The 15,959-nt window shown below is 34.6% G+C and carries 8 protein-coding genes; 1 reads left to right on the plus strand and 7 read right to left on the minus strand.

Going from position 1 to position 15,959, the window contains the following annotated elements; all coding sequences use genetic code 11:
* Positions 1-230: 230 nt before the first annotated feature.
* The 4 genes from ABDW27_RS02580 to ABDW27_RS02595 form a co-directional block, all read right to left on the minus strand.
* Positions 231-2,000, minus strand: a complete 1,770-nt coding sequence (locus ABDW27_RS02580) for a RagB/SusD family nutrient uptake outer membrane protein (RefSeq protein WP_343694494.1) — start codon at positions 1,998-2,000, stop codon at positions 231-233.
* Positions 2,001-2,003: 3 nt separating this feature from the next.
* Positions 2,004-5,288 (minus strand): TonB-dependent receptor, encoded by a 3,285-nt coding sequence (locus ABDW27_RS02585; protein ID WP_343694495.1) that lies wholly within the window; start codon positions 5,286-5,288, stop codon positions 2,004-2,006.
* Between the two features lie 73 nt (positions 5,289-5,361).
* Positions 5,362-6,285 carry a FecR family protein gene (locus tag ABDW27_RS02590; RefSeq protein ID WP_343694496.1) on the minus strand — a complete coding sequence of 308 codons (924 nt, stop codon included), beginning with the start codon at positions 6,283-6,285 and terminating at the stop codon, positions 5,362-5,364.
* Positions 6,286-6,368: 83 nt separating this feature from the next.
* Positions 6,369-6,893 (minus strand): RNA polymerase sigma-70 factor, encoded by a 525-nt coding sequence (locus ABDW27_RS02595; RefSeq protein WP_343694497.1) that lies wholly within the window; start codon positions 6,891-6,893, stop codon positions 6,369-6,371.
* A gap of 265 nt (positions 6,894-7,158) precedes the next feature.
* On the opposite strand from ABDW27_RS02595, the gene ABDW27_RS02600 reads away from it, so the two are divergent.
* Positions 7,159-8,214 (plus strand): phosphatidylinositol-specific phospholipase C1-like protein, encoded by a 1,056-nt coding sequence (locus ABDW27_RS02600; RefSeq protein ID WP_343694498.1) that lies wholly within the window; start codon positions 7,159-7,161, stop codon positions 8,212-8,214.
* Between the two features lie 297 nt (positions 8,215-8,511).
* On the opposite strand, the gene ABDW27_RS02605 is transcribed toward ABDW27_RS02600, so the two are convergent.
* The 3 genes from ABDW27_RS02605 to ABDW27_RS02615 form a co-directional block, all read right to left on the minus strand.
* Entirely contained in the window at positions 8,512-10,434 is a 1,923-nt protein-coding gene (locus ABDW27_RS02605) for a metallophosphoesterase (RefSeq protein WP_343694499.1), read from the minus strand.
* Between the two features lie 545 nt (positions 10,435-10,979).
* Positions 10,980-13,847: an RICIN domain-containing protein gene (locus ABDW27_RS02610; RefSeq protein WP_343694500.1), complete on the minus strand. Its 2,868-nt coding sequence runs from the start codon at positions 13,845-13,847 to the stop codon at positions 10,980-10,982.
* Between the two features lie 244 nt (positions 13,848-14,091).
* On the minus strand, positions 14,092-15,732 hold the full coding sequence (locus tag ABDW27_RS02615) for a glycosyl hydrolase family 18 protein (protein ID WP_343694501.1): 1,641 nt from the start codon (positions 15,730-15,732) through the stop codon (positions 14,092-14,094).
* Between the last annotated feature and the right edge of the window lie 227 nt (positions 15,733-15,959).

Consider the following 15,959-nt stretch of genomic DNA (forward strand, 5'->3'; position numbering starts at 1 on the left):
TTATTATATTTTTTTAAGATTCTAAGGCTCTAAGATGCTAAGGTTCTGAGCTTTTTTTCTATTAGATGATAATAACAAAATCTACAAAGAAAAACGCCCTGAGTAAGCCTATATAAAAAAGCCTTAGAACCTTAGCATCTTAGACTCTTAGTCCCTTAAAAAGAAAAAACCTGCTTCTTCCGAAACAGGCTTTTTTCAAAAAAAAATAAAAAATAAACTAACACAAATTCTTAGTTGTATCCTTGGTTTTGTTTAAAGAATTTTTGGTCGATTACGGTTTGTGGAATTGGAAAATATCTTCTGAACGGCAGAGTGGCTGCTTTTGCAGTTCCGGCTAAATCAAATTTTCCGAAACGAATGCTTTCTGGTCTTCTTTGTAATTCCCAATATAATTCGAAACCTAATTCTTTATATAATTGCGCTGCATCTAATGAAGTAAGTGCTTTTCCCGGAGCATTTCCATATAAAGATTCTCTTTTTCTGCTGGTACGTAATTTATTTAAATCATCCATTGCCGGACCTACGTTTCCTTTTCTGAAAAGTGCCTCTGCTCTCATAGCGTACATTCCTCCTAAACGGAATAATGGAATATCAACATTACTGTTTCCATTTCCTCCTTCCGGATCAAACTCATATTTAAATACACGAGCTCCCTGATTGATTTCGTTTTGAGCAAAAACAGATTTTGTAGGATCTGCAAACGTTAATGATGGTGTGAAATTCATTCTTGTTGCTGTACTTTTTTCCATATATAATGGAGAAACTTTAATACGGTTTCCTACCATTTCAAGAGATCCAGACGGTAACAATATAGGTCCGTACTGAAGTCCAGCCTGAATTCCTCTGTTAAAATGGAACCATGGTTGTGCCGGGCTGCTTTTAGGAACGATATCTGTTGCAGGAACACTTACGTCTGTACCATCATTCATAAACCATGTACCATCAGCATATTGATAATGCTGTTCAAATCTTGGATCATCGTGGTTTCCGTCCCAGCTTGCGTAAAATTCAGGAGTTGTACATGCTGCATTTGTCCCTCTGTTTAAAGCAGAAGTTCTCTGGTTACGCTCCATACATACATAAGCAAAACTGTTAGATCCGTTTCTGATGTAATCTATTTTTTGAGAAATGGCGAAAATTAATTCTTTTCCGTTGTTATTATCTCTTGCAAAGTTTTTAAAGAAATCGCTTTCTAAACTAAATTTCCCGGAATCAATCAATAATGAAGTATAATAGATAACGCGATCCATATCTGTTCCTGTGCCTGATACCGCTGGTTCATTAAAATTGAAATTTGATGAAGCATTGTAACGGTCTTTAAATGTCGCACGATTCAAATACATGGTAGCTAAAAAAGCATAACCTGCTTGTTTAGTGAATCTTCCGTGATACGTTCTTTGAGAACCAATATCAGCCAAATCAGGCAATATAGCTTCCACATCTTTAATTAACTGATCAATTTGAGTATCTGCTTTTAAAATTTGCAAAGGAGCTTTAGAATCCATTGGATCTCTGTAAGGAGCTTGTCCGTATAAATCTAAAGTTGTGTACGTATAATAAGCTAAAAGCGCTTTTGCTTCTGCAAGAAACAATTGTTTTTCAGGAATCGTACTTTGCTCTGCTGACTGAATAGCTGTTAAACTACGTGTAATACCGTTTGTTAATAAATCCCAGTTGCTTACTATGATAGCATTGCTTGAACTCCATGTAAATTCATGCATATCTCTCCATTTTCCACCGTCTCCCCAGTCACTTCCGCGAGTTGGTAAAATAGCTTCATCTGTAGTATATTCCTGCATGGCAAAAACTGCTCCGTGATCTGTAAAAGTTCCGTCTCCAAGTCTGTCGTAAGCAGCTGCAAGAGAACCTGCAGGGTCTGAAACGCTATTTCCTGGTATTTCATCCAAAAAAACTTCATCTAAATCTGTACAGCTGTTTAGAAGAAAAATGAAAGAGAATAATGTTAAAGTTTTTATGCTAAAAAATGTCTTTGTCTTCATGATTTATAATTTTAAAGTTGCTCCAAAACTGAACGTTCTCGAAGTTGGGTAAGCCGCATAATCAATACCGATAGATTGGTTTCCTGCGTTTGATTTAGGAGTATTAACTAACGGATCATATCCTGTATAATTTGTAATTGTAATTAAGTTATTACCCGTTACATAAAGTGTTAATCCGTTGATCCAGTTTAGACCTTTTAAATCAAAATTGTAACCAATACGTGCCGTATTCAATCTGATAAAATCAGACTTTTCTAAGAAAAGTGTAGATAAAATTGGTGAGTTTGTTGGGTTTGCACCAGACTCATAATATCCTGTAGCAACGTTTCTGTCTGATGCAAGGTTGTTGATATTTAAGGCATTTAATCCAGTATTATTCAACAAATAACCACCTGTTTGTCCAATGATTGAGAATGAAAAACTAATGTTTTTGTATCTCATGTCACTGTTAAGTCCGTAGTAAAAAGTTGGTAAAGCTCCTTCGATAATAATTCTGTCGCTGTTATCAATTTTTCCGTCTCCATTTTGATCTTTAAAGATATTTCCGCCTTTACTGTCAAATCCGGTATGCTCTAACAAATAAAATGAACCAGCAGCATAACCGCTTTTGTAAATATTAGCATTTACTCCAGATTGTCCAGGTCCTGAAATTGTTCCTGTTAAAATTTCTGAAACCGGTAAATCTTCAATTTTATTGTTTAATGTTGCTCCGTTCACATCTACATTCCAGCTAAAATCTTTAGTGTCAACAATTTTTGAACCTAACATGATCTCAATACCCTTGTTGATAATTTTTCCCTGATCAATATTTGTCCAGATTGTTGTTGTTTGGCTTAATGGCTGAGACGGAATGTTTAAGATTGCATCTGTAGTTGTTTTGTTGAAATAATCAAGAGTTCCGTACAATTTATCATTCCATAAATTGAAATCTAAACCAAAATTATATTGCGTAACAACCTCCCATTTTAAATCAGGATTTGCAGTTCTGGTTACAGAAACTCCGTTAACCAAATTCAAATCATCATATAAATAATATCCGTCTGGTCCAGATAAAGAATAACTTGCTTTAGTCAATTTATTTTGAACTTCCTGATTTCCAGTTTGTCCCCAGCTCGCTCTAAGTTTTAAGTTATTGATTGCAGTGGCATTTTCTAAGAAATTTTCTTTAGAAATATTCCATCCTAAAGCAAATGAAGGAAAGTAACCGTATTTATTGTTTTCACCAAAACGTGTAGAACCATCGGCTCTCATCGAAGCTGTTAAAAGATATTTTTCATTAAAAGAATAATTTAATCTTCCAAAATAAGATTGTAATTCATTTTCCTGAGCATAACCAGTTGTTCCTGATTGTGTTCCTGCAAAACCTGGATTAATTGATGGTTTTACACCAACTCCCTGAGCAGAGATTCCGTCGATACTGAAACTTGTTCCTGATCTTTCAAATTTTTGATAAGAGAAACCTCCAAGAGCTTCGATTTTATGTTTGTCAAGTGCTACATTGTAAGTCAAATAGTGCTCAACTAAAGAGTTTTTAGAATCTAAATTCTGCTGTACATATTTTCCTTTTGGATTTAAATCTGTTAAGTTTGGATAAATCGTACTATTACGCTCAGCTGCAGAACGGTCAATACCCACGTTTAATTTATATTCTAAACCGTCGATGATTCTTAAAGACGCTTCAAAATTTCCTAAAACTCTCAACGTACGTGTTTGATCTTCATAAATACTCAATAAATAAGCTGGGTTATAATGCGCATTCATGTTAAAGTTTGTATAGTTTCCGTTAGCATCAAAAACTGATCTTGTTGGGTTTGCCATTAAAGTATGAACGATAAGCTGACCGTTTGATCCTCCGTCGTCACTTGTAGGAATTCCATCATCTGTAGTCTGGCTCGCCGTAAGGTTCATTTTTAATTTTAAACGTTTGTTGTCTAAAAACGATTCAGCAGCATTAATTCTACCCGAAAGACGTTTGAAATTACTGTTACGAATAATTCCTTCCTGATCCATTTGTGCAACAGATGCATAATAATTTCCTGATTCTGTTTGTTTTGCAAAAGAAATCGCATTGTTTGTAGTAACGGCACTTCTGTAAATTACATCTTGCCAGTCTGTGTTTCCTCCATGATCAAAAGCCGGATCTTTAATAGCACTTCTATATTGGCTTGCATTTAAAACATCTAATTTATGTGCAACAGAAGAAACTCCCATATAAGAATCAACAGTTAATGTTCCTTCACCTTTTGAACCTTTTTTAGTTGTAACCAAAACCACTCCGTTTGATCCTCTTGCACCGTAAATCGCTGCAGCCGAAGCATCTTTAAGAACTGTGATCGATTCGATATCACTTGTATTTAAAAAGTTTAATGGATTTTTTGCTGTTGAATTTCCAAATCCAACATTACTTCCTGAAGGGCTTACGTCATCATTTGTCAATGGCATTCCGTCTACAACAAATAAAGGTGTACTACCACTTCTGATAGATCCAACTCCACGAATGGTTACGTTTACTCCAGCTCCAGGCTCTCCACTTGTGTTTACCACACGTACACCGGCAACTTTACCCTGAATTAAATTATCTACAGAAACGTTTACACCTTGTTTGAAATTGGCAGCTTCTAATTGTGTAACTGCTCCGGTAACGTCTTTTTTTGATTGTTTTCCATAACCTACAACCAAAACCTCATTTAATTCTGCTGCATTTGGTTCTAATTGGATTGTCATAAAACCACTTTGCGCTGCAATAGTTTTAGTTTTATACCCCATGTACGAAACCTCGATGTTTTTTCCTTCTCCAACTGTAAGCTCAAATTCTCCATCAAAATTTGTAACTGTTGCGTTAGAACTTCCTGATTCCATTACAGTTGCTCCCGGAATTGGCACTTTGTTTTCGTCAACAATTTTTCCTTTAACTTTAATTCTTTCAACTGCTTTAGTATTTACAGCTTTTGGCGCAGCTGTTTTTTGAATTAAAACTAATTTTCCATTAATATTATAATTGAAACTAGCTTTTTTAGAAAGGTCACTTAAAATTGAAGTAACTGATTCTCCCGAATAATTTACGGTATATGTCGTATTATCAGCAATTACAGCTTGTCCGTAGCTGAATTTATAATCTGTCTGCTGGCTTAATTTTGAAAAAATAGAAACCAGAGTTGCTTTTTCTATTTTATTTTCTACTTTTGATTTTTTTAAAATAGTTTTACTAAAACCACTCTCAATGGTCAGTAACGCTAGTACTAAAAAGATAAAACTCTTTAGATTTAAATAAGAAGGTTTAAAATACATGATTTAAGTTATTGGTTTTTTTACGATACTTAATTATTAATGGCAGTTGTTCTCAGCAGCTGCTTTTTTGTTTTTAATCCACTTTTACTATTTCGCCATAAACTTTAAATTTTAGGTTTGTGATATAATTTATTTGATCTAAAACATTCTCTAATGCTGCGTCTTTTTTAATGAAAACCGTTAACGGCGTTGCTAATACCTGCTCATTATCGTACTGAAATGAAACTCCGTATTTATATTGTAAAATCGTGATAACATTTTTCAATGTCGTTTGATCCAGCGTTATATCGGTATTGTACCAATTGACCAAAAATGATTTATCTGCCATTTGTTTTATCAGTTTTTGTGATTCAAAAACGGCTTCTTCATTCGGAACCAAATCAACGCTCTGTCCTTTTGAAGTAACATTTACTTTTCCGGTAACGACAATTACTTCGCATTTAGATTTTGACATTTGGATGTGGAAAGAAGTTCCTACAACTCTTGTTTTTACTTCGCCCGATGTAATGATAAAAGGATGTTTTTTGTCTTTGGCAACTTCAAAAAAAGCATTCCCTTTTAATAAAGTCACTTTTCTTTCGCTGCCTTCGAATTTTTCAGGATACTGAAATGATGAGTTTGCTGCCAGATAAATTTTCGAGCCGTCACTTAATTGGATAGATTTGGGAATCGATGACGTTTTAAATGCTAATTGTTTTTCTGCAGTAATTTCAGTTTTAAAGAAAAAACCTAAACCAGCAAGAAAAAGAATACTGGCAGCGGCCATATATTTTATATAAGGATTGATGGTTTTCTTCTTTACCATTCGAAGCTGAATTCCATCGTATATATTTTTAGAAACTTCATCAGAATTTCCCATTGAAGTTTCATCCCAATTTGATTTTTGATATTCGCTTAAAGCGAAATTAGTCAGCAGATTTTCTTCTGCTTCTGAAGTTTTATTTCGAGAACTTTTATCTATTAGATATTCTAAACTATGCTTGATTCTTTTTATCATAATACTTATTGTTACCTATAAGTACCGAAAGTTTAAAATCGTACTATCCGGAAATATTATGAAACCATTAACAGAAAGTTATCTTAAAAATTTTGTTTAAAAAAGATGATTGGAGCCAGCCAGGCCAAGTCTTTCAAGCCTTCACGCAATTGTTTTAATGCCGATGAAATTTGGTTTTTCACCGTTTGTTTTGAAATTCCAAGTTCATCTGCAATTTGCTCAATTGACATATCCTGAAATTTATACATTAATAAAACTTCTTTTCTTTTTTCCGGAAGTTTGTCTAATAAGGAATAAAGTAAATCCATTACTTCAGGATCGATCGACTGAAAATTGTCGATAATGTAGTCCTCAAATTTGTCTTCCATAATCGTCTTATCAAAACGATTATTTTGGTAATGTTTAAAAATCTGATTTTTTACAGCACGAAATAAATAAGGTTCAATTGCATTGATATTTAAATCGTCTTTTCGTTCCCATAAATCAATAAAAACATCCTGAACAATGTTCTGTGCCAAATCTTTATCCTGAGTCATTGCATAAGAAAAGGCATTGAGTTTCTGCCAGTAATCAGTATACGTTTTTTCAAAAATTTCAGGATTCTTCATTGGTAATTTTGGTAACATTAATTGATGTAAAATAAGGAAATGTTATACCAATACTTTTTGCCTGAAAGTTATCTTTAAATTAAATTTCAAATGTTTTTGTTTTAATAATACTACTATTTTCAGGCAAAAATGACAGTTGGTTTGCGATTTCTTTTCGTTTAGCTAACACAAAAATTAAATTCCAAGTCTACTTTAGTATTCTCTAAAATGCAATTCTCTATTGCTGCGTCTCCATACTTTTTAATCTTAATTTCATCTAAAAATCATGAAACAAATTTTGTTTGCATTGCTTTTTGCGGGGACAATACAATTGAGTCAGGCGCAAAATGACGACTTAAAAATCAACCAAATTCAAGTTATTGGCTCGCATAACAGTTACCGTCACAATATCGAGCCGGATTTATACAATTTTATTCAGGCAAAAGATACTACGCGTTCTTTAAAAGGTTTACAATACACACACATTTCTATTACAGATCAATTAAATATGGGTTTGCGCCAATTAGAAATTGATGTTCAGGGCGATGTAAAAGGTGGAAAATTTACACATCCAAAAGGGCTTGATCTTGTAAAACCGCAGGAAGCTTACGACCCGAATGGAGAAATGAAAAAACCGGGATTTAAAGTTTTTCATATGATTGATATTGATTTTAGAACTTCTTGTTACACACTCCAAAACTGTCTTGCAGAACTAAAAAAATGGTCTGACGCAAATGCTGACCACGTTCCGGTTTTTATTACATTAGAGCCAAAAGACGATGATAGTTTTTTAGGTACAAAAGCTGAGAAATTTACAACTGAACTTTTTGATGCTTTAGACAAAGAACTTCGTAAAGGTTTAGGAAATAAACTAATTACGCCAGACATGGTTCGCGGCAAATACAAAACGCTTGAAGAAGCTGTGCTAAACAACAACTGGCCAACGCTGAAAAAAGCAAAAGGAAAATTCTTGTTTATTCTGGATAATAATGGTGCAAAAAGAGATTTATATGCCTTAAACCATCCATCTTTAAAAGGACGTGCCGTTTTCATCAACGCCGAACCTGGAAAACCGGAAGCTTCAACGATTTTTAGAAATAATCCTGAAGATGCTTCTATTACTGATTTAGTTAAAAAAGGCTACATCATAAGAACCAGAGCCGATGCTGATACTAAAGAAGCGAGAGCTAATGATTATACGCATTTCAACGCAGCCAAAACTTCTGGAGCACAAATCATCACTACAGATTATTATCTTCCGAGTACTTTCTTTAATTCTCCTTATCAAATTAAATATGATGACGGAACTTATGTGAGAGTTGATCCAGTTAATGGTAATTAAATTTTAGTTTACAGTCACAGTCACAATTTTGTTGTGGCTGTGATTTTTTTAACGCAAAGGGCGCAAAGGTTTTTCGCAAAGAATGCGAAGTTTTTAAAGAAGATTTTATAAAAATCAAAGTTCACAAAGCTGTATTGATAAAGCTTTGTGAACTTTACGTTTATTAATAAATGCTAACAAAAACCTTGGCAAACTTTGCGAAAAAAACTTTGCGTCCTTTGCGTAAAAAAAATACACACACAATAGCAAACCCGACAGGTTTTTAAAACCTGTCGGGTTTAACTTTACGGTTAAAAATTACTTTAAACTCTTAACTGCACCCGTTTTCAAATCAACAGTAAAATGATCTGCGGGAACTTCATGCATGAATTTATTAAAGATTGTAACAAATAACTTCATCTGATTTTGCAAAGGTTTTGAAGCTTCTTCTTTAGAATCTAAAAATAGTTTTGATACAATTTTATAAGCCGCAACACGCTTTTCTCCAACATCGGCAAGAGCCAGTTCATCAGCACTTCTAAAACGGTAAAAGTCAATTAAAAGATCATTTCCTGTCCAGTTAAAATCTTCTTTTTTGAGATTATTTTGGGTTAAAGTTTGCTCCGATTTCGTTTCGGCTTCGTTCCATTCTTTTTGAAATTGAGATTTGTTTTTCAGAATAAAATCAAAATCTTTATCCGATTGAATATTAGCTAAAACCAATAAATCCTGAGCAGAAACATTCAGAATAAAATCCTTAAAAGCAGAAGGCCAATCGTCTGATAAAAATCTCAAACGGACTAATTCTTTCAAATGGAAATCGGTAAAATCGTGGTAATTTTTGGTTTTAAGAATATCGATATTCCAAATGTCTTTTGCATTTTGACTTTGTAAAAACTGATATTCCATTTTATACAAATCAAAAAGTTCATCAAATCCTTTAACCTCATCAATTGTAATAGTTTGAATATCTACCAGATTATCTTTTTTAATCGTCAATAATTTATAAGCCGGAATATAAGCCGCAAGCGACGGCGTTTGAATATTAACCAAAGTATTGCCTTTTGCTGTCGTGCGTAATCCTGTATCATTAATGTGCATGTGTCCTCCAAAATGAATTTTCAAACCCGCATCGGCAAAAACCTGCGCTACTTCTTCAACCGGAACTCTGTTTAACTGCCATTTATTCGGACCTAATAATTCTTTTATTTCTGCAGAAGCGTCATCATTAAAATCGATCATTGGAAAATGGCTGAAAGCAACTAAAGTTTTTCCGCGAAGTTTGGCTTCTGCCGAAATATCCTGAACCCATTTAATGAGATGCTTTTTATTTGAAAGTACATTATTATAACCTGTGCTTGCTTCCGAATAATTTTTAGGATCTTTTGGATCGCCATCAATTTTCTTCGGAATATAAACATTTCCGTCAATTGCCATAAGCCAAAGTCCGTCGATTGGCTCTACGACATAACTCACATCCGGAACTTCAAATCCGGGTGCAACATTATAAACTCTTTTATTTAATTGAGAAGCTTCGACTGCTTTTTTATAATTGTAGTTCTGAGAATTATAAGTCGAAAAAGGTGTTGCCCAGAATTTGTATTTTTTGTTCGGATAAAACCCGAAGTTTTGCAGATTATTTGTAATGCCTAAATAACCCATTTTAGCAATATCGGCTGTTATGACAACTGGCTGTTCGATATTCATGTTTGGCTTATACATGCCGTCTTTGCTAAAAATGGGTTGGCTTTTTCCTTCTTTTCCTAAAAAATCTTCTTTTCCCGATTCCTGAGCAAATGGTCCAACCGGATCATGATTTCCGGTGGTTATAAAAAATTCAATACCATATTTTTTTTGGTACTGATCTAAAATTTTCTTCAATCCGCGTACGTGTATCGGCTGTCCGTCATCGGTGTAATCACCCGGAAGTGCTACGTATTTTATCTTTCTTTTTGCAATATCTTCAAGAGCGGCGATGAAGGCAAAATAATTTTCATTGAAAATTCTCGTCGAATGTAACTGCGAGGCCATCGTTCTTATTAACGTATATTTTCCTGTTTTGGTATTCAAAACACCTTTAAAATCATTATCAGAAAACGTACCAAACAAATCCTGAAGGTGAACATCTGATAAAAAAGCGACCTGAACTCCGTTTAAATTCTTTGAATTCTGGGGTAAAATTGTATGATTGAAAAGGATTATAAAGAGTATAATTATTGGGGAAGTAAATTTTAAATTCATAGGTTTTGAAGCTTTGCAAAATGGGGAATTTATTAAAAGTAATTAACCGCAATTTTATTGATTTAATGATGAAATGTGTTTATGTTATTGTTATGGAATGATAATATTTTTATTGAGGTTATTTTTAACCGCAGAGTTCGCAAAGGTTTTTCGCAAAGCGCGCTAAGTTTTTTAAGTGAGTTTTAAATAAAACTAAAGTTCACAAAGCTTTGCGTGCTTTGCGGTGTTTTTTGATTGATTAAAAAAATGTATAGTCCCTACGGGACAATTTGTTGGTCGTGTGAATATTATTTTCTACCGATATTTAACCTCTAACGAGGTTATTCTGAAACATTAAATAACGAAGGTTAAAAACTCCGTTAGGAGTTAAATATCGGTAGAAAAAAATATGATCACCAAATATAATTGTCCCGTAGGGACTACACATAATAAATGGAATCAAATCTCAAAAACCAATTTATATCAAAAAGGCTGTCATTTCTGACAGCCTTCCATTACATTAAAACCTAAAATTTAATGTATTTAAAACCATTATGGCAAATGGGTTATTTTTTTATAAAACGTTTGATTGTTTGTTTTCCATCTTTTTCAAAAACAACAAAATAAATTCCTTGTCTCAATTGCGAAACATTTAAACTATTATCATTGATTTTTTGTGATGAAACTACATTACCTGTTTGAGAATCTACAACTTTTATATTTCCTCCCGAAACATCATTTGTAAAAAACAACGTTTCTGAAACCGGATTTGGATATACATTTAAAACAGAATCTTCTATTTTTTCTTCGGCAATTACTGCAGCTGGCGCTCCTGCTCCAACTTTTGTAATACGAATCCAGTTGATGTTCATTCCTGTATTTTGAATATAAATTCCGAAGTTATACGTTCCTGCGTTTACGTTTACCGTTTGTGTAACCGTCTGCCAGTTTTGCCAGCCTCCCGTATTTGGAATATCAACATTTCCTAACAAAATAGCTCCCGCGTTTAAATCAGAAGATAATTTTCCGCCAGTAACGGCACTTGCAACTCTATATTCAATTAAATAAGAACCTGTTGTTGGGAAATTAATATTATTGTATGCTAGCCAATCTCCAGTTTCTGTGTAACCCACGTTTGAACCTCCACCTGTATCTGTTGTTGCTTCAACCTGAATTCCGCTCATTGCTGAGTAATCTTCTGCCTGAATTAAAGTAGATGTTTGTGAAGTTGTTGTTGCAATTAATTTCCATTGTCCGCAAGTTTGGTTGTTATTGTCCCATTGCTGTACAATAGCTCCGGTAGCTGTGCTTGCTCCGGCAACTTCAACAATTCTTCCGCTGTGACGGGCCACAATTTTATAGAATCCGTCTCCTGTAGAAACCAAGATAAACTGTTGATTTGTAGTACCATTATACGGATATTGTTCTACACGCGCACCATTCGCTTTATTAAAATTATTAACATCCATAGACTGTCCGCTATGGTTGGCAATAATCTTATACATTCCGTCTCCTAAGTGAGTCAATGTAAATTTCTGATTGTTTCCTGAATTAAGAGCGCCTTGATTAATTCCTGCTCCGTTTGTCATGCTTGCATTCCAAACATCCATATATAAACCGCTGTTTCTGTTTTGCAAAAAGAAAGTCTGATTTCCTAAAGTTGTAACACCGTTTGCAATAACTCTGATTGAACTTACTTTATCATTCCATGTTGTATTTAAACATGAATTATCAGAATTAATTACTGTTGAAGCTCCTGTAAAATTATCATCCTGATATAAAATTGCCTGATATCCCTGAGTAATTCGAAGCGAAGAAATATCATCATTTAAAACTCCTAAAGAATTTAAACGCGCTAAGTTATAATCTCCAATTGTTAATCCGCCAGAGAAACCTGTATAGTTACAATCTTTGTAAACTGTAATTACATCTGTAGATGGACTAATGTTTCCTCCCGGCGGAATTGTTCCTGTAATCGAATAACTTCCGATAGAACCATAAGCCGAATAACCGCCGCTTCCTACATTTCCTGCTCCGGTTCCGTCAACACCTACATAATATCTTCCTGCTGAAAGATTTGCATTTAAGGTAGCATTTAAAGCAAACGGATCAGAGTTCCAAAATGTTCCTATTTCTGTTCCTGATGAATTGTACAATCTCATTAAAAGATGCAGGTTTCCATCTCTTGAAACCGTATTCGCATTAATAACCACATTTCCGCCTCCGGTTGTAAAACTGAAGAAATCATAATCGGCTTCACTAGAAATAATTCCATTTTTTTGATTGATCTGACCACTTCCATTATAATCTAAAGTTGCTGCAGAAGCAATGTTATTTCCATAATCGTCTCCACGATATCCAACTCCAAATTTAGAACTTGCAATTATCGCAACATCATCTTGTAAATTATTAGCATAATTATATTCTCCTTTACTCCATTGAACAACAGGTCTGTAATAACCCGCCCCCATAATTGGCGCATACGAAGTTCCGTCTAATCCTAAGAAATAATCTTCAGCAGGATTTGTACGTCCGTCGTGACCCAAATCAAAAGTATGTCCAACTTCGTGAGAAGAAGCATCTCCACCCGATTTTCCAGAAGTGATAAATACCCAGCAAGGAACGTCATTATCCCAGTTAAAAGAACCAATATACGCAACACCTCCTGCGCCTGGAGCTGCAGTATTTGTTGGCGTAACTACAACACGCATTCTTCTGTTTTTTGGATAAGAATTAAAAACGGATTCGCTTGTGGTTACATTCAAATTAAACGGACGATAATCTTCTGAAACTACTTCCCAATGTTGTTGTACGGCTGCATCGCTCATTCCTGAAGGAGCTGCATTAATGGCATTTCCGTTGTTCCAAAGATTTCCTGCCGGCATATAATATCCGTCAAAATCTAATAAAACACAGCCAGCAGCGCCCGGCAAACTTTGCAGATTCAATAATGCCGGAGCAATTTCTGCCGCAGCAGCTGTTTTTCCAGCAGTATTTGTGTTTGAAGGAACGTTTTTATAATCAATACAAACCAAGCTGTTAATATCAACTTTTGAAACAAAAGCATTTCCTTTTGCATCAGAATAATATTTATAGGCTTCTCTGGTTTTCTTTAAAATAATATGACCTTCAAGAGATTGGTCTTTTACTTTTATATAAAAAGATGATTCTGCAATATTTTTAATTTCTCCAATCAAAAATTCGCTTGATGCATTTGATTCCTTGTAATTAATTTTTCCGTTAAAACTTTTGGAATTGGCTGCCTGAAGTAAAATTGTTTTTTCTGTTCCTTTTGCTGTGGCGGAAGAAGTTAATTCATTTTTTATTTTATTTAAAAATGTTTTACTTGAACCTAAAGAAGTCTGCGCCGTGGCAAAATATCCAAAAGCTAAAATCAAGAGTAAACTTAACCGAAATCTGTAATTATTTTTCATATTTTGGGGTTAAAGGGGGTTACAAATTGAAAATGTTTTTTTTAACACATAGAAACATAGATTTAATTTCTAAAAAAGATTATTCAGAAAACTCGTTTTTAAACATAGCAAAGCATCACTTGCTATGTTTACTCATGCAAGTGAAACGTCTTCTTTCAGTAAGATGAACTATGTTTCTATGTGTTTAAAAATAAAAGCACTTTCTTCTCTGTCGTAACAAAGAAGAAACAGTGCTTTTAAGATCTTATTTTTTAATAAAACGTCTTACCGTTTTGATTCCATCTTTTTCTAATGAAATTAGGTAAATTCCTTTTTTCAGACTAGAAACGTCGATGCTGTTGTTGTTTACAGTTTGAGAAGAAACTGTTGCGCCGCCTTCAGAATTGATAACGCTTACATTTGCTCCAGAAACTTCTGAACTAAAGAAAAGCGTTTCTTCTGTTGGGTTTGGATAAATAGTAACACTTGCAATATCTGCAGGGGTTTCTGCCGCCGGAGCTGCTGATTTTGCTGCTAAACCTGAAGCCGATTTAGTGATTCTAAACCAGTTAATGTTTGGTCCTGAAGCCTGAATGTAAATTCCGAAGTTATACGTTCCTGCATTTACATTTACGGTTTGAGAAATAGTCTGCCAGTTTTGCCAACCTCCTGTATTCGGTACATTAATCGCTCCAAGCTGGATGCTTCCTGCATTTAAATCAGAAGAAATTCTTGCTCCGTTCACAGCACTTGCTACTCTGTATTCAATAACATAATTTCCTGAAGTTGGAAAATTTACGTTGTAATAGGCCATCCAGTCTCCTGTATCACAATATCCAACATTTAATCCTCCGCCTGTATCAGTAGTCGCTTCTGTCTGAACACCGCTCATTGTGTTGTAACTTTCAGCCTGAATTAAAGTTCCCGTTCCCGGAGGATTGCTTCCTGTAATAACCTGATTAATGGCTGTAAGTAAAGATTTAGAACCTGTTGCATCCTGAGATAATTCCCAAATCATAACTCCGCCTGCGTTTTGAATCGCAAAAGTTGTTTTTGCTTTGATGGTTGGAATTCCGTTATAATAAATTGTGTTTCCAACCTGATCCTGATTTTCTGCTCCCGGATATTGCGCTACAATATTAGCATAAGAAATTCCCTGATTAGCAGAAGCTCCAAAACCGTATCCGTAAAATGGTAATCCGATAATGGCTTTGCTTGCCGGTAAACCTCTTCCTGTCCAGTAATTAAATTGATTTACAGCCATGCTGTATGGAGAATGTTGTCCAGGGTTATTTGGCTGCCATGGTCCAGTTGCATCGTATGCCATGATATTGATCCAGTCGTAAGCCGCAAAAGTAGATGCAGGTACATTTGCACCACCATATCCTTCTGAAAGCGCTGCTGAGATCAGTTTACCATTGGCATGTAATTTATTAGCCAGAGCGATAACAAATCCTCCGTAATCGCCATTGATTGCAGGTCCTTCTAAATCTACGTCGATTCCGTCAAAGTTGTGCGCCACAACGTAGTCGTAAAGTTTTTGAATAAAAGCTGTTCTGTTTGCAGGTGTAATTAAATTAAAATAATTGTCGCGAATGGCTCCGCCTTCTGAAATCGCACCTCCACCAAGGGAAACAAAAACTTTAATGTTTTGAGCGTGTGCAGCATTGATAATAGAATTGCTTCCGGAATTAAAACTCAAATATCCGTTGGCATCAGGATTTTCGAACGCAATATTGATGTGCGTTAATTTACTGTACTGAATGGTACTCGAAAAAGCATTCAAGTCTATCCAGTTTGGAATGTAGGCTATCACTTTTTTCTGCTGAGCTGCAGCAAAATTAAAAAGACCCAACACTAAAATAATCATGCATTTCTGCAGCATTCTTCGGTAATTGTTTTTCATAATAATTGTTTTAATAGATTAATAAACTCGTAAATATTGGGGACGGTTCTTGAGTTATATTTTTTTTTGACTTTAGATTTCAGACTTTAGATTTTAGATTTGACTGTCTATGCAATCTAATTTTGCAGAACTAACACTGCCTAAATTATTATCTAAAATCTAAAGCCTGAAATTGCAGATTTACTTGAAGTTATGGTTCATTTTAATCTAAACTCTAAAATCTGAAA

This window comes from Flavobacterium sp., assembly GCF_039595935.1.
Taxonomy (GTDB): Bacteria; Bacteroidota; Bacteroidia; order Flavobacteriales; family Flavobacteriaceae; genus Flavobacterium.